The organism is Corynebacterium sp. p3-SID1194 (genome assembly GCF_025144155.1).
GTDB lineage: Bacteria > Actinomycetota > Actinomycetes > Mycobacteriales > Mycobacteriaceae > Corynebacterium.
In genome coordinates, this window is the sequence record NZ_JALXWY010000010.1 from 38906 (window position 1) to 55057 (window position 16152).

Annotated in this window: 14 protein-coding genes; 12 read left to right on the top strand and 2 right to left on the bottom strand. The window is 63.4% G+C overall.

Going from position 1 to position 16152, the window contains the following annotated elements; translation table 11 throughout:
- The first annotated feature begins 19 nt into the window (after window positions 1–19).
- From M3G19_RS07845 to M3G19_RS07860, 4 genes are all read left to right on the top strand, one after another.
- Window positions 20–286 (top strand): hypothetical protein, encoded by a 267-nt coding sequence (locus M3G19_RS07845; protein WP_259902059.1) that lies wholly within the window; start codon window positions 20–22, stop codon window positions 284–286.
- Window positions 287–395: 109 nt separating this feature from the next.
- Window positions 396–653, top strand: coding sequence for a hypothetical protein (locus M3G19_RS07850; RefSeq protein WP_259902060.1), 258 nt, complete (start codon window positions 396–398; stop codon window positions 651–653).
- A gap of 173 nt (window positions 654–826) precedes the next feature.
- Window positions 827–3103, top strand: a complete 2277-nt coding sequence (locus M3G19_RS07855; protein ID WP_259902087.1) for a polyribonucleotide nucleotidyltransferase — start codon at window positions 827–829, stop codon at window positions 3101–3103.
- An 85-nt stretch (window positions 3104–3188) separates the two neighbouring features.
- On the top strand, window positions 3189–4385 hold the full coding sequence (locus tag M3G19_RS07860) for a copper oxidase (RefSeq protein WP_259902061.1): 1197 nt from the start codon (window positions 3189–3191) through the stop codon (window positions 4383–4385).
- Here the strand turns inward: M3G19_RS07860 and M3G19_RS07865 are convergent.
- Both M3G19_RS07865 and M3G19_RS07870 read right to left on the bottom strand, forming a co-directional pair.
- A complete protein-coding gene (locus tag M3G19_RS07865; protein ID WP_259902063.1) occupies window positions 4382–4789 on the bottom strand; it encodes a cupredoxin domain-containing protein in 408 nt (135 codons plus the stop codon). The two genes, M3G19_RS07860 and M3G19_RS07865, sit on opposite strands and share 4 nt — an antisense overlap.
- A 27-nt stretch (window positions 4790–4816) precedes the next feature.
- Window positions 4817–5455, bottom strand: a complete 639-nt coding sequence (locus tag M3G19_RS07870) for a hypothetical protein (RefSeq protein WP_259902064.1) — start codon at window positions 5453–5455, stop codon at window positions 4817–4819.
- A 178-nt stretch (window positions 5456–5633) separates the two neighbouring features.
- On the opposite strand from M3G19_RS07870, the gene dapB reads away from it, so the two are divergent.
- From dapB to M3G19_RS07910, 8 genes are all read left to right on the top strand, one after another.
- Window positions 5634–6380: a 4-hydroxy-tetrahydrodipicolinate reductase gene (gene dapB, locus M3G19_RS07875; protein ID WP_259902065.1), complete on the top strand. Its 747-nt coding sequence runs from the start codon at window positions 5634–5636 to the stop codon at window positions 6378–6380.
- Window positions 6381–7133 carry an FAD-dependent thymidylate synthase gene (gene thyX / locus M3G19_RS07880; RefSeq protein WP_259902066.1) on the top strand — a complete coding sequence of 251 codons (753 nt, stop codon included), beginning with the start codon at window positions 6381–6383 and terminating at the stop codon, window positions 7131–7133. It begins immediately after the preceding gene.
- A 74-nt stretch (window positions 7134–7207) separates the two neighbouring features.
- Window positions 7208–8116: a 4-hydroxy-tetrahydrodipicolinate synthase gene (dapA, locus tag M3G19_RS07885; RefSeq protein WP_259902067.1), complete on the top strand. Its 909-nt coding sequence runs from the start codon at window positions 7208–7210 to the stop codon at window positions 8114–8116.
- 2 nt (window positions 8117–8118) lie between these two features.
- Window positions 8119–10191: a ribonuclease J gene (locus M3G19_RS07890; RefSeq protein WP_311198345.1), complete on the top strand. Its 2073-nt coding sequence runs from the start codon at window positions 8119–8121 to the stop codon at window positions 10189–10191.
- A gap of 56 nt (window positions 10192–10247) precedes the next feature.
- Window positions 10248–10874, top strand: coding sequence for a TIGR03085 family metal-binding protein (locus M3G19_RS07895; protein ID WP_259902068.1), 627 nt, complete (start codon window positions 10248–10250; stop codon window positions 10872–10874).
- Window positions 10875–10946: 72 nt separating this feature from the next.
- On the top strand, window positions 10947–14156 hold the full coding sequence (locus M3G19_RS07900) for a DNA translocase FtsK 4TM domain-containing protein (RefSeq protein ID WP_396121765.1): 3210 nt from the start codon (window positions 10947–10949) through the stop codon (window positions 14154–14156).
- 3 nt (window positions 14157–14159) lie between these two features.
- A complete protein-coding gene (locus M3G19_RS07905) occupies window positions 14160–14762 on the top strand; it encodes a DJ-1/PfpI family protein (protein ID WP_259902069.1) in 603 nt (200 codons plus the stop codon).
- A 197-nt stretch (window positions 14763–14959) separates the two neighbouring features.
- A complete protein-coding gene (locus tag M3G19_RS07910) occupies window positions 14960–16135 on the top strand; it encodes a TerC family protein (RefSeq protein WP_259902070.1) in 1176 nt (391 codons plus the stop codon).
- The last annotated feature ends 17 nt before the right edge of the window (window positions 16136–16152 follow it).

The window sequence follows — 16152 nt, forward strand, 5'->3', positions numbered from 1 at the left end:
ATATCAAGGAGTACATGACATGGAACTGCTTCAATCCCTCGTGCAGGTCACACTTGGCGGCCTGATCCTCGGCGCCGGTTTGCCGATCCTGTTCGCACTGGGCGTTCGCTTCGCCGTGCCTCACAAGGACGCCGCTGACGGCAGTACGCCGAACAAGGTGCTGGCGTGGGTCTTCTTCGCCATCATCATTGTCGCCCTGGTGGTGGGCATTCTGTGGATCGCCCAGGGCCGAATCTCCACAACCTTCGGTATCGACCTGTTCGGCACCGGCGGCAAGGGCGTATAACGCTCCCGCGTGACACGCTCACAACAACTAAATTATGAACCAAAGGTGAACGTACGGTAAACTCCCTCGTTATTGTTTGCGAACGAACGATTCGCACGAAAGGAGCACCATGAAATTCACCAATATGTTCCGGCATCCGGTCGACTCGACCGCGCTCGGAGTACTGGCCCCGGCAGACAGCCGTGTCCTTACCGGCGGTGGCGTAGGCGCTCCCGATGTCGTCGCCCACCTCATCGACACGGGGCGCACCCCTGCGTCGGCGGCGATGGCTATGGACGCATTCACAGAAGTGATGCGCTACAGTCCCTCCGCGGCCGACCTGGACGGGGTCATGCGCGAGCTCGGCTCCGTCGGACTGGCCGCCTAGAGGCCATCGACCGGGCCGTGCCCAGTTCTTCCGCCCACGTGGATGAACTGGGCATTTTTCTATGTCTGCTGGTAGCATGCCTGGTTGTTGTACCTAAATACCTTCAACGGCGGCACCGATGATCGCCACAAGAAACGAGAACCCCAGAAAGGGATCTTTTGAGCAAGCACCAGATGCACACCCCGGACAATTCCGTCGAATTCAACGTTGACGAGGAATACGGCATCACCGACGCAGTAGCCGTGCTGGACAACGGCGATTTCGGTGAGCGCACGGTCCGGTTCGAGACCGGCCAGCTCGCACGCCAGGCAGGCGGCTCGGTGACCACTTACCTCGACGACGAGACGATGCTGCTGGCCACCACCACCGCGTCGAACCAGCCGCGCGAGGGCTTCGACTTCTTCCCGCTCACCGTCGACGTGGAAGAGCGCATGTACGCCGCCGGCAAGATCCCGGGCTCCTTCTTCCGCCGTGAGGGCCGTCCGTCCACCGAGGCGATTCTGGCCTGCCGCCTGATTGACCGTCCGCTGCGCCCGAACTTCGTGAAGGGCCTGCGCAACGAGGTCCAGGTCGTCATCACCGTGATGAGCTGGGATCCGGAGGAGTACTACGACGTTGTGGCCATCAACGGTGCTTCTGCCGCAACGCAGCTGTCGGGCCTTCCGGTCTCCGGTGCAGTCGGCGGCGTGCGCATGGCGCTTATCGCTGACGAGGACCACCCGGGCGGCCAGTGGGTCGCTTTCCCGAACCACGAGCAGCACGAGCAGGCCGTCTTCGAGATGGTCGTCGCCGGTCGCATCGTGGAAAAGAAGAAGGGCCGCAAGAAGGTCGAAGATGTCGCGATCATGATGGTCGAGGCAGGCGCCGGTGCCAACGTGGTCTCACTCATCGAGGACGGCGCCCCGGCCCCGACTGAGTCCACCGTTGCGGAAGGCCTCGAGGCGGCCAAGCCGTTCATCAAGACGCTGTGCGAGGCTCAGCGTGGTCTGGCCGAGCGCACCGCGAAGGAGACCCAGGAGTTCCAGCTCTTCCCGTCGTACAGCGACGAGATCTTCGACGCGGTGGAGAAGAAGGCTTCCAAGAAGCTGTCGAAGCTTCTCACGATCAAGGGCAAGGCTGAGCGCGACGACGCGACCAACGAATACATGGAGGAGATCGAGTCTGATCTGCTGGACTCCCTGCCGGTCGAGGACGAGGCTGACGCCTCCAAGCAGATCCGCGCCGCTTATAACGCGGTGATGAAGCAGATCGTGCGCAACAAGATCCTCACCGAGGGCTTCCGTATCGACGGCCGCGGGGTCACCGACATCCGCGACCTCGGCGTTGAAGTCGAACTGGTTCCCCGCGCCCACGGCTCCGCTCTGTTCGAGCGCGGCGAGACCCAGATCCTCGGCGTGACCACCCTGGACATGCTGAAGATGGAGCAGCAGCTGGATTCCCTCCACCCGGAGACCTCCAAGCACTACATCCACCACTACAACTTCCCGCCGTACTCCACGGGCGAGACCGGCCGCGTCGGTTCGCCGAAGCGTCGCGAGATCGGCCACGGTGCGCTCGCCGAGCGCGCCCTCGTGCCGGTGATTCCGTCCAAGGAGGACTTCCCGTACACGATCCGTCAGGTCTCCGAGGCACTCGGTTCCAACGGTTCGACCTCTATGGGTTCCGTGTGCGCGTCGACGCTGTCGCTGTACAACGCCGGCGTCCCGCTGGCTGCTCCGGTCGCCGGCATCGCGATGGGGCTGGTCTCCGGCGAGATCGACGGCGAGACCAAGTACGTCGCGCTCACCGATATCCTCGGCGCCGAGGACGCATTCGGCGACATGGACTTCAAGGTCGCGGGCACGTCCGAGTTCATCACTGCTCTGCAGCTGGACACCAAGCTCGACGGCATCCCGTCCGATGTCCTGGCGAACGCGCTGAACCAGGCCAAGGACGCTCGCGAGGCGATACTGGACACCATGGCTGAGATCATCGAGGGCCCGGACGAGATGAGCCCGCTCGCCCCGAAGATCACCACCGTGAGCGTCCCGGTGTCCAAGATCGGCGAGGTCATCGGCCCGAAGGGCAAGACCATCAACCAGATCACCGAGGACACCGGCGCAGACATCTCCATCGAGGACGACGGCACGATCTACGTCGCCGCCGCCACCGGCGAGGCAGCCGATGCCGCGATCGAGAAGATCAATTCGATCGCCAACCCGCAGCAGCCGAAGGTCGGGGAGCGCTACCTCGGCACCGTGGTCAAGACGGTCGCTTTCGGCGCATTCGTGTCGCTCACCCCGGGCCGCGACGGCCTGATCCACATCTCCAAGCTCGGCGGCAACAAGCGCATCGAGAATGTGGAGGACGTCGTCAACGTCGGCGACAAGGTCGAGGTGGAGATCGCCGACATCGACAACCGCGGCAAGATCTCGCTCGTCCCGGTCAATGAGGATGAGGACGACGAGTAAACAAAGCTTCTCGACGAGCGCACCCATCTCACCGCCATCGTCCCGTTGGGACCCGCGGGTGTGGCACCGCAAGGTGTCGCGTCCTGTGTCGGTGTGGATGGGTGTGTTCGTTCTCGTCGGCCTTGTGCACACCACGGTGCCTGAGCCGCGCGTTCTGCTGATCCACATCTTCACTCTTGGCGTTTTGACGAATTCCATCGTGGTGTGGTCGCAGAACCTCACCGAGCGTTTCCTCCAGCAGAAGTTGCCGGATTCAGCGCGGCCGGCCCAACTGCTGCGGTCTCGTATCCTCAACGCCGGAGTCGTGGCTGTTTTGCTCGGCCACGTGTTCAGCGGCGCTGGCTGGCACTGGATCATTCTCTGCTTCGGCGCAGCACTCGTAGTGGGGGCAGTGGGGTGGCATGCGGTAGGCGTCGCTAAGCAAATTGCTTCGGCGGATCCTGCGAAGCGTTTCCGCCCTGTCGTGTGGGGGTACGTGGCTTCCGGCGCGTGCCTTGTTCTCGGCGGGTGCTTTGGTGCTGCTCTTGCGCTGGATTTGCGCGGCGGCTGGCAGCAGCGTGTTTTGCTGGCTCACCTGCTTGCGAATATCGGCGGTTTCGTCGGCTTCGCGGCGATGGCTTCGCTTGTCGTGCTGCTGCCCGCGATGTGGCGGATGAAAGCGATGCTCACGCACCCGCGCGCCGTTTTGGGCGTGATGAGCGCGGGTCTTTTCGCTGCCATCGCCGGGGCGCTGTCGAACAGCGGTCTCCTTTTGGGAATCGGGGTGCTCGTGTATGCGGCGGCGTGGGCGTGGGCGCTCCAAACATGGTTCGCGGGAGTGCTGTCCACCTCCTGGCGCGAACGCGTCGCGTACCCGAGCTTGTCCGCGCTGCTCGCCATCGCATGGCTCGTGGCATCGCTCGTCGCTTTCGGCACGTCCGCATTGCTTATCGACGGCTACCTCGACGCCCTTTCTCCTCCCACCCTTCCGCTACTCGCCGGTTTCGCCGCGCAGCTTCTCATTGGAATGATGAGCTACCTCATGCCCACGACGATCGGTGGTGGCCCTGCTGCGACGCGGGCGGGCCTGGCGGAGCTGAACCGTGCGGGCGTTGTGCGTGTGGTCGTGTTCAACGCCACGCTGCTCGGCTGGCTCTTCGCGCCGTCGTCGATCGCGCGCATCGTGTGCAGCATCGTTGCGTGCGCGTGCCTCGTCGCGTTCATTCCGCTGATGGTGCGCGGTGTGCGTGCCCAGCGTGCGGTGATCATGGCGAATGCCGCCGCGCGGAAACAGGGAAGCTAGTCCGCCATCACGACGTCGTAGACCATGCCCCGGGATTTGTGCGAGGCCATGGTGCACCAGCCTTGAGTGTTGGTGGAATACGTGCCGAAATCGCGCACGACTGTTGTACCCGGAGCGATGATGCCTGAGTAGTGCGAACCGATCTTCAGGTCGTGGTTGCGGTCGTCATTGTTCGTGATCTTGAGCACCACCGGGGTCGAGGCGTCCGCCTCTATACGCGCGGGAGAAAAGCGCATTCCTTCGATGGTCACTTCCTGAATCACCGGGCCGGATAGATCCCGCGCATCGCCGGCGCGTGCGTGCGACACGAGAGCTCCTGCCACCGAGGCGATCACCAGCAGAGCCACGACAGCCCACGCCGCTATATTGCTGCGTCGAGTTGAGGCAGTGCGTGGAGAAGTCATGAAAGAAACCGATCGTTGGGCTATAGGCTAGTTCTGAAAGTCGACGACAAGACGCGTCGGCTCGTGCAGGATCTCGACCTTGTACGGGCGCTCGCTTTTCAGACCAACGACGTACTGGGAGGTCGCCTCGAAGGCGCCGCCGTTGTACACATCCACGATATTGCCACTGCTTAGGCCCAGGTTGGTGTTCGGCTTGTACTTCGCGTCCGGTGACATATCCGGGGCAGTTCCGTGGACAATCATCTCCAGCTTCGCGGCGCCGGGCACGTCGATGGGAAAGCCGGAGCCGTCCTGGTGGGGGTCGTTGTTGTAACCGATGTGGTAGCGCGGTTCCCCGGTGCCCTCGAATTCGATGACGAGCCGGTCGAAGCCGTCGTGGGAACCGACGCGGATATCGGTGGTGCGCAGCTCACCGTAGCCGTCGCCGAATTTCTCGGTCGGCTCGGTGCTGAACCCGTTGGCGGCGGCAGCGGGATCCATCGCGGCCTGACGGGTCTGGCTGTCGGCCTCGGACGTGGCGGATTCCGTCTGCTCCTGGGCTGCGGTCGTCGATTCGGGCGTCTGCTCGGTCAGGGTGGGCTCAGCGACGTTGTCGCCAGCGCACCCTGCCAGCGTGAGTCCCGACGCGACGATAACTGCCGTTAACTGGAGTGACTTGAGTTTCATATGTTTCATTCTAGCTGGGGGAATGATGCGAGGCGACTACTGACAGGCCGCTCGTCCGTGGAAGTGGCCCCGCAGCGAGGTTTCGGCGGCGTGGTCACACGGCGGCGCTATGGTAGTTAGGCAGAAAGCGAACGACTAAAGAAAAGCGCCGGTGCTCATACCGGCAGGAAGGCGGATCATGTCTATCAAGGTCGGAGTGCTGGGCGCGAAGGGCCGTGTGGGCTCCGCGGTCGTTGCAGGCGTTAAAGCGGCCGACGGCGTGGAGCTTGTCGCCGAGGTCGGCGCCGGCGACTCGCTGGATCTGCTCGTGGATAACGGGGCAGAGGTCGTGGTCGACTTCACCACCCCGGGCGTGGTCATGGACAACCTGGAGTTCTGCATTAGCCACGGCATTCACGCGGTGGTGGGCACCACTGGCTTCGACGATGCGCGCTACCAGCAGGTGCGCGACTGGTGCGCCGCCAACGATGGAGTGGGCGTTCTGATCGCCCCGAATTTCGCCATCTCCGCTGTGCTGGCGATGGCATTCGCTCGTCAGGCCGCGCCGTTCTTTGAGTCGGCTGAGGTCGTTGAGTACCACCACCCGAATAAGCTCGACGCACCGTCCGGCACGGCGGTGAAGACGGCGCAGGGGATTGCGGAGGCTCGTCGAGAAGCGAATATGTCCGCGATGCCGGACGCGACGGAGCAGGCGCTCGACGGCTCCCGCGGTGCAGACATCGACGGTGTGAAGGTGCATGCCGTGCGCATGCAGGGCATGGTCGCGCACGAGGAAATCATCTTCGGCACCACCGACCAGTCGCTGACCATCCGCCAGGACTCTTATGGCCGCGATTCCTTCGTGCCGGGCGTGCTCACCGGCATCCGCCAGGTCGCGGACAACCCGGGACTCACCGTCGGGCTGGATAGCTACCTGGGCCTGTAGATGACACAGAGCAAAAAGCTGGACGTTCAACTCGTCGCGGCGACCTCGTTCGCGGCGCCCGCCGACGTCGATTGGGACCAAGACCCCGCCGCTTCGGACGCAGAAGCGCTCATCGAATTCGCGGGCCGCGCCTGCTACGAGACCTTCGACAAGCCGAACCCGCACACCGCGAGCAATGAGGCGTACCTGCGCCACATTCTCGAGGTGGGCCACGACGCGCTGCTCGAGCACGCGACCGCGACGCTGTACGTGCGCGGGCTGTCGCGTGCGGCGGGCAATGAGCTGTTGCGCCACCGCCACCTATCGTTCTCCCAGCTCTCCCAACGTTTCGTGCCGGCGGGGGAGGCCGATGTCGTCATGCCCGACGCGATCGCGGAAGATGAGGACTTGGCGCGCATGTTCCTCGCCGCAGTCGACGAGCAACGCTTCATCTACGAGGAACTCCTCCAGGCGCTCGAGAACAACCTCGATGCCGAACCGAACGCTTTGCTGCGCAAGAAGAAAGCGCGCCAAGCTGCGCGCGCAATCCTGCCCAACGCGACCGAGACACGCTTCGTGGTCACCGGCAACTACCGGGCATGGCGCGAATTCATCGCCGCGCGCGCAAGCGAGCACGCCGACACCGAAATTCGCGAACTCGCCGTTGCCTGCCTGGAAATCCTCAAAAAACAAGCACCTGCGCTTTTCGACGATTTCCTCATCAGCACGCTTGCCGACGGCTCTGTGATGGCCACCAGCCCATACGCCGGATAAGAACTCTGCCCCCGCCACAAAAGCCCGATAGGGCTACACAGATTGGCGGGGAAGAGAATGTACCCTAGATAACCATGGGCATTTCAACGAAAGCACAAACCGGTGCAGAAGAACTCGGCACTGTCGGTGTCGCAATGGTCACCCCGTTCGATCGAAACGGCGAACTCGACCTAGAGGCCGGGCGAAAGTTGGCTGCCCACCTTGTCGACAACGGTGTCGACTCTCTCATCCTCGGTGGCACCACCGGCGAATCCCCGACGACATCCCCGGACGAGAAGATCGCACTGATCAAGGCTGTCCGCGAGGAGCTCGGCGACCGCGTCAAGATCATGGCCGGAGCCGGCACGAACGACACACGCTCCACCATCGCGCTGGCCAAGGCTTCCCGCGATGCTGGCGCTGATTCGCTTCTCGTGGTCACGCCGTACTACTCCAAGCCGTCCCAGGCTGGACTGCTCAAGCACTTCACGGCCGTGGCTGAGGCGACCGAACTGCCGATCTGCCTGTACGACATTCCGGGCCGTTCCGGCATACCCATCGCCGGGTCCACGATCCGCGCTCTCGCCGAGTTGCCGACCGTGAAGGCGGTCAAGGACGCCAAGGGCGACATGCTTGAGGCGACCGCGATTATCAACGATACGGACCTTGCCTGGTACTCTGGCGACGACGTTCTCAACCTGCCGTGGTTCTCCGTCGGCGCGACCGGAGTCATCTCCGTGATCGGCCACGCAGCCCCAGGTCTGATGAGAGAAATGGTGACAAGCTTCGAGGAAGGCGACCTCGCCCGCGCGCGGGAAATCAACGCCACCACCATGAGCGTGCTCGCTGGACAGCAAGCAGCGCTCGGTGGAGTGACATTTGCAAAAGCGGCCCTGCGTCTGCAGGGCATCGAGGTCGGAGAACCCCGCCTGCCTGTTGTCGGAGTAGATGACACGCAGTTGGAGGCTCTGCGCCGCGACATGGAAAAGGCTGGAGTCCTATAAGTATGAACGAACCCCGCAATCGCTCCCGTAAAGTGACCCGCAAGGCGGGCCCGCCGGAGGCCGGCGATCAGCAGCCGGTCTTCCAGGCTGCGGATACCCAACCCGGCGACAACGGGGGCAACAACGGTTCCGGCAACGGCAACGGCGACGGCAACCGCGACAACAACGGAAACGGCAACGGCAACAACCGCGGCGGCGGCAACCGTGGCGGACGCGGCAATAACGGCGGCGGCAACGGCCGTGGTCGTGGCCGCGGGCGTGGGCGTGGACGCGGCGGTCGTGGTGGCGGCGACAACCGCCGTAACCCGGTGAAGGGTATGCAGGGCGCCGATCTGACCAAGCGTCTGCCCGCACCGCAGAAGCCCCCGCAGAATGGTCTGCGTATTTACGCCCTCGGCGGTATTTCCGAGATCGGCCGAAACATGACGGTCTTCGAGTACAACGGGCGTCTGCTCATCGTGGACTGCGGTGTGCTCTTCCCGTCTTCCGACGAGCCGGGCGTGGATTTGATCCTGCCGGACTTCGGCCCGATCGAGAACAAGCTGGACAAGGTTGAAGCGCTCGTGGTCACCCACGGCCACGAGGACCACATTGGCGCTATCCCGTGGCTGCTCAAGCTGCGTCCGGATATCCCGATCTACTCGGCGAAATTCACCAACGCGCTCATTGCCGCGAAGACCAAGGAACACCGCCAGCGTCCGAAGCTGAACGAGGTCAACCCGAAGTCCGAGGTGACAGTCGGCCCGTTCAACCTGCGCTTCTTCCACGTCGGTCACTCCATTCCGGACTGCCTCGGCGTGGTCATCAAGACTGGCGCTGGCACGGTCTGCATGACCGGCGACGTCAAGGTCGACATGACTCCGTACGACAATAAGCCGACGGATCTCCCGGCGCTGGCACGCTACGGCGACGAGGGCATCGACCTGTTCCTCTGCGATTCCACCAACGCCACGATTCCGGGCATCTCTGCTTCTGAGGCCGGCATCGAGGAGACCCTGATCCGTCTCGTGCAGGCTGCGAAGCAGCGCGTCGTCTTGGCGTCCTTCGCGTCGAATGTGTCCCGTGTCCAGATGGCGGTCAACGCGGCCGTCGCCTCGGGCCGCAAGGTCGCCTTCAACGGCCGCTCCATGATCCGCAACATGGAGATCGCCGAGAAGATGAATCTGCTCAAGGCTCCGAAGGGCACGATCATCCCGATCGAGGAAGCCGCGAAGATGGCTCCGCACCGCGTCATGCTGATCACGACCGGTACGCAGGGCGAGCCGATGGCCGCTCTGTCGCGCATGTCCCGCCGCGAGCACCGTCAGATCACCGTGCGCGACGGCGACACGATCATCCTGTCCTCCTCGCTCATCCCGGGCAACGAGGAAGCGGTCTTCGCCGTCATCAACAACCTGGCCCAGATCGGTGCGAACGTGATCACCAGCGATGACGCTCACGTTCACGCATCCGGCCACGGTTACGCCGGCGAGCTTTTGTTCCTCTACAACATGGCCCGCCCGCGCAACGCAATGCCGGTGCACGGTGAGTGGCGCCACCTGCGCGCCAACAAGGAGCTGGCGATCGCGACGGGCGTGAAGCCGGAGAACACCGTCCTGGCACAGAACGGCGTTGTCGTGGACATGGTCGACGGCAAGCTCAAGGTCGCTGGCCAGTACCAGGTGGGCAACCTGTACGTGGACGGCACCACGATGGGCGATGTGGACCCGGACGTCCTGACCGACCGCACGAACCTTGCCGCCGGCGGCGTCATCTCCATCACCTGCGTGATCGACGACCGCACGAGCCGCCTCATCGAGCGCCCGGTCGTGTCCACCACCGGTCTTGTCGACGACGACCGCGGTGTCCTGCCTGACCTGGTCGAGCTGGTGGAAAACACCATGTTCGATCTGGCGGCGGAAGGCGAGAACGATCCGTACCGCATGGTGCAGCAGATTCGTCGCCGCGTGTCCCGCACCATCGAGCAGAAGTACAAGCGCGAGCCGGTGATCCTGCCGACGGTCGTTCCGATGAACGCCGACGACACAGCACCGCTCAGCAACGAGGACGTCGAGGCATCGCGCGAATCCCTGTAATTCGCTTCCCGACGAACCCCGGAACCATAGGCCCCAGCCACGCTAGGCTGGGGCCTATGTCGTTTCAGCAAAAAGAACGTGAAAAGCTCGCCCAGCTGATGCTCGAAAAGGGGCCCGATGCCCCGACGTTGTGCGACGGATGGACGACCGCTGATCTCGCCGTGCACCTCTACCTCCGTGAGCGCAAGCCGCACTTGGCTGGCGGATATTTCCTGCCGGCGCTATCGAAAACGACAAAAGACGCCCAGGCCAAAGTGAAGCAGCGCCCATTCGACGATGTAGTCAAAGAGTGGGCAGCAGGACCGCCGGTGTTCATGAAGCCCTTGGACAAAGCGATGAACACCTCGGAACACTTCATTCACCACGAGGATGTCCGCCGGGGTGGGGGAGAGGTTGCGCCCCGCGAGTTTTCCCGCACGGTAGAAAACGACCTCATGAAGGCCGCGAAGTTAATGGGCCTGATGGCGCTCAAAAGCTCTGATGTGCCAGTCGTCTTGACCCCGCCGAACCACCCGCCAGTCACACTCGGTGGCAAACGGGGTGTGGTGGACCAGGGCGACCGGGTCGTCCGCGTTTCCGGCGAGCCCGGGGAACTGCTGCTGTGGGTCACCGGCCGCGATGCAGTCGAGGTTCGCATTGACGGCGACGAGCAAGCAGTTCAGGAAGTCAAGCGTCGACTCTAGACACCATGAAAATTGAGCGTCCCGGTGTGGCGCATGTGACTTGAGGTGCAACTGGGCACTACAGTGGTGGCCATGTCTGTCACCAGTACCCAGCGCCGCCAGAAAGGCCGCCCCAAGACCGGGCCGAAGAGCCGCGATAACCGCACCACAGGCGGGTACTCGCGCAATTCCGCATCCGGAACCATGGTCGCCGCCGCTTCCGCTGATGAGCGCGTCGGCTCCGCTGTCGGTGCCGTCGGGCGAGGAATGGGCAATGCTGCCCGGGAGGTGACGGGAGCGTTCTCTTCTGTCGGCCGTAAGGCCACAGGCTCACAGAAGCGCCGTACCGACGATGAGATTGATGGAGCACCTGCGCGCCGCCGCCGGAGGCGTTCGGCGCAGCCAGATGGGTACGACGATTCCTACGACGCACCCGAGGAGGCTGGGGACGTGGATGATTCCTTTGATGCTCATGACGAACACGACGACGTCCCGGGGCGCGGTCGCCATGTCGATGCTCTCGGCCTGATCCTTATCGGCCTCGCAGCCGTGCTCGGCGCGTCTGTCTGGCTGGATATCGCAGGTCCTGTCGGCGCTGCTATCGCAAGTGGCGTGCACTGGGTGATCGGTGCTGGTGCACTTGTTCTTCCCGTGATCCTCGTCGGCATCGCCGTCGCGATCATGCTCGGGCTCGGCAGGACCGCGTCCGAACGCGCCCACAGCGGTGCAGGTCTCACGATCATTGCGGTCTGCATGCTCGGTCTGATCCATATCTTCGCCGGTACGCCGGAAAGCTGGCCTGACAGGAAGATCGCCGGCGGCGCCATTGGCGCCATTATCGGTGGACCGCTCAGTGCTGGATTCACTCCATTCGTCGCAGTTCCGCTGCTCGGTCTCGTCATCGTCTATGCGGCACTTCTCGCCACCGGTATCACCGTGCGCGAATCCTTCGACTACATCCGGAACGTGCTCCGCAGCATCGTGTCGAATGCGCACACTCCGGATCCGCACGAAGATGAGGCCGAAGACGACGACATGTACGGCTACGTCGACGGCGATCTCGACGACATCGCCGAGGGGCGTGAGCGTCGCCCACGCGAGCGCGTCCAAGGCCGCAGCCAGCCGCGTAAGCGCCGCACGCCGATGGACAATTACCCAGTCGAGCCCGCCGACGAGGAAGCCGGCGACCCGACGCTTTTCGACGCCCCCGCCGAGCCCGCTCCCCGTCGCCGCCGGACCAACTCTCGTCCTCCGGCAGCTAACGAGACCCGTGCGATGTCCCGTTCGGCAGCGCAGGACGAAGTGTACGACTTCAGCAGCGAGTTCGACTCTGACGATCAGTTCACCGAGCAGATCCCGGCTTCTCCGGCCGCTCCTGTTGCTGAGGCACCGGCACCAGCTCCGGCTGAAACACCGCGCCGCAAGCCAGCACCGAAGGCTAAACCTGCGTCGAAGCCGTCTGATACCGCACCGATTCAGAAGGTCGGCGGTGCAGCCGCTGCTGGTGCCGGGGCTGCTGCTGGGGCGGCCGCTGCTGGTGCAGTTGGCGCCAGCGATGCAGTGACGCAAGCGCGCGAAGAAATGCGCAAGCAGATCGTCGCCCGTTCGGACATCGATGCCTCGGCTATCCCGGCGTCCACGCCGAATTCCGAGAAGGAGCAGCAGGCAACCAATGCTCCGGCCGTACGGGAGCCGGAGGGGGCGAGCGACTACAACCTGCCGTCGACAAGCTTGCTGCTGCCGGGCAACGCGCCGAAGACCCGTACCGAAACCAACGACCGGATGATCGAGGCGATCACCGACGTCTTCGACGAGTTCAAGGTCGATGCGGCGGTGACGGGATTCTCGCGCGGCCCGACAGTGACGCGCTACGAGGTCGAGCTTGGCCCGGGCGTGAAGGTCTCCAAGATCACGAACCTGCAGTCCAACCTCGCGTACGCTGTGGCCACCGATAACGTGCGTCTGCTGACTCCCATTCCGGGCAAATCTGCCGTGGGTATCGAGGTGCCGAATGCCGACCGCGAGATGGTCCGTCTGCGCGACGTGCTCGATGCGCCGCAGGTGCGCAGTGAGCAGGACCCGATGCTCATCGGCCTGGGCAAGAATATTGAGGGCGATTTCGTCTCCGCCTCCGTGCAGAAGATGCCGCACCTGCTCGTCGCTGGTTCGACCGGTTCCGGTAAATCCGCGTTCGTGAACTCCATGCTGGTGTCGCTGCTGACGCGCGCGACGCCGGAAGAAGTCCGCCTGATTCTTGTCGACCCGAAGATGGTGGAGCTGACCCCGTACGAGGGCATCCCGCACCTGATCACACCGATCATCACCCAGCCGAAGAAGGCTGCCGCGGCTCTGCAGTGGCTCGTCGAAGAGATGGAGCAGCGCTACATGGACATGAAGTCCGCGCGCGTGCGCCATATCAAGGACTTCAACAAGAAGGTCCGCTCCGGCGAGCACACCGCTCCTTTGGGCTCCGAGCGCGAAATGCGCCCGTACCCGCTGATCGTCTGCGTCGTCGACGAGCTCGCCGACCTCATGATGACCGCGCCGAAGGAGATCGAGGACTCGATCGTCCGCATCACCCAGAAGGCGCGCGCCGCCGGCATCCACCTCGTGCTGGCAACCCAGCGTCCGTCCGTCGACGTGGTCACCGGCCTGATCAAGACGAACGTGCCGTCCCGCCTCGCTTTTGCGACATCCTCTCTCACCGACTCCCGCGTCATCCTCGACCAGGGCGGTGCCGAGAAACTCATCGGTATGGGCGATGCGCTGTTCATTCCGCAGGGCGCCGGTAAGCCGCAGCGTCTCCAAGGCGCATTCGTCTCCGATGAGGAGATTCAGGCTGTTGTCGATGCCGTCAAGGAGCAGGGCGAGCCGCACTACACCGAAGGCGTCACCGAGGAGAAGTCTCCGGAGAAGAAGGAGATCGACGAGGAGATCGGCAAGGATATGGACGACCTCCTCGAGGCCGTCGAGCTCGTCGTCACCTCCCAGCTCGGCTCCACGTCCATGCTGCAGCGCAAGCTCCGTATCGGCTTCGCCAAGGCCGGCCGCCTGATGGACCTCATGGAATCCCGCGGTGTCGTCGGCCCGTCCGAGGGTTCCAAGGCCCGCGAGGTCCTGGTGAAGCCCGAGGAGCTCGAGACCATCCAGTGGATGATCAAGGGCGCTGACCCGGCCGAAGCGCCCAAGGAAGTGCTCGAAGAGCAAACCGCGGCAGAAGAAGCGTCCAGCGATTCGGATGCGGCAGATGGCGACACCCAGACCGTGAAGGCCACCTACAACCCGACCGGGGGTGCGTTCTAACCGATGGGTGCTACTCATGGGCTTCGGTTCTCTGTCGTCCTTTTCGACAATGTTGAGCTGCTCGATGTGGCTGGCCCGGTTGAAGTGCTGTCCAAAGTTGACGACTTCGACGTGGAAATGCTTTCAGCGGACGGTGGTTCCGTCGCGAGTTCTCAAGGCGTCCGGCTCGGCGTGGACGGCGACTTTAGTTCGGCAACCGGGGATGTGCTGTTCGTGCCGGGTGGCATGGGGACGCGCCGGCTGGTCGAAGACGACCACTTCCTCGCCCAGTTGAATGCGCTGGCCGACCAATCGCAGATCTTGATGTCAGTGTGCACGGGATCCGCGCTTCTCGCTGCAGCCGGCCTGCTCGAGGGATATGCAGCGACGAGCAATAAGAGAGCCTTCGAGTGGGCCACGAGCTTTGGCGTAAATGTCGAGTGGCACCGGTCGGCGCGGTGGGTGCATGACCGCGACCGGTGGACATCTTCGGGAGTAGCCGCAGGTACCGACATGGCCGCGGCGTTCATCGGCGACTGTCGCGGCGATCATCTTGTAGCCGAGATCGCCGATGCGATTGAGCTCCGGCTGAATCTCGATGCCGACGACGATCCCTTCTCCGTTTAGGCCACGGCTCTGAGGGTCGGGGTGTGTGCTCGCCGGGGCGATCAAGTAGTCTTGCTCTCTGTTGGAGGGGAGTACCCCGAAAGCGCCTCGGATCGTCAACACGGCCAACCTATGCGGTTCCCGGTCCGGGTGGCCCATCACGTGAGAGGGTGGGGGAGACCTCCGGTTATTTTTCGTCGCAACCGGAGGTTCTATTTATGCATGTGCCCCTGTCTATTTGGTTGATCACCTCGGCGGTGATCTTGGGCTTTTTCATCTTCGACTTCGTCTCGCACGTGCGCACCCCGCATGAGCCGACGATGAAGGAATCGGGCGGTTGGGCCGCGTTCTACATGGCGATGGCGTGCGTCTTCGGCGGCCTCGTGTGGGTCATGTGGGACTCGGAGCACGCCGTGCAGTTCTTCACTGGCTACATCACGGAGCTCTCGCTCAGCGTGGACAACCTGTTCGTGTTCGCGCTGATCATGGGATCGTTCAAGATCCCGCGCGCGTACCAGCAGAAGGTGCTTCTCATCGGCATCGTCATCGCCCTGATCTGCCGTTTACTGTTCATTCTGCTCGGCGCAGTGATCATTGAGGCGTGGTCGGATGTCTTCTACATTTTCGCCGCCTTCCTTCTCTACACCGCGATCAAGCTGGTGTACGACGAGGCGACCGATCAGGAGGATCCGGACCCGAAGGACATGTTCGTGGTCAAGACGCTGCGCAAGGTCATTCCGGTGACTAGGTCCTACCACGGCGACCGGTTGTTCTCCATGACGGTGGCAGGAAGGAAGGCGGTCACGCCGCTATTCGTGGCGCTGTTGTCCATCGGCTTCATCGACGTGATGTTCGCCTTTGACTCCATTCCGGCGATCTACGGCATCACCCAGGAAGCATTCCTGGTGTTTACGGCCAACGCATTCGCACTGCTGGGACTGCGCCAACTGTACTTCCTGCTCAACGGTCTGCTGGACAAGCTCGTCTACCTGCCGTACGGCCTCGCGGTGGTGCTGGGCTTCATCGGTGTGAAGCTGCTGCTGCATGCACTGCACGAGAACAACCTGCCGTTCATCAACGGCGGTGAGGGCATGAACGTGCCGGAGGTCGGCACCGTGCTGTCCCTGGCGGTGATCGTCGGCGTGCTGGCGGTGACGGCGGTGGCCTCGATCATGAAGGATCGCGCCGATGTGAAGGCGGGCCGTTCCAGCCGCGAGGAGCAGAAGTACCACATCGACTTCGATGACCACGGCAACCGCCGCAAGGTGGACAACCACGGCCACCACATCGAGTGGATTGACGACCCGGCGACTTCAGGCAAGGGCGATCACACCGCGACCGGTTCGCGCGAGACCGACCACTTGGACGTCGCGCGCGGCGGCCGGAAGAAATAGGGCTAGTCCCAGTACGT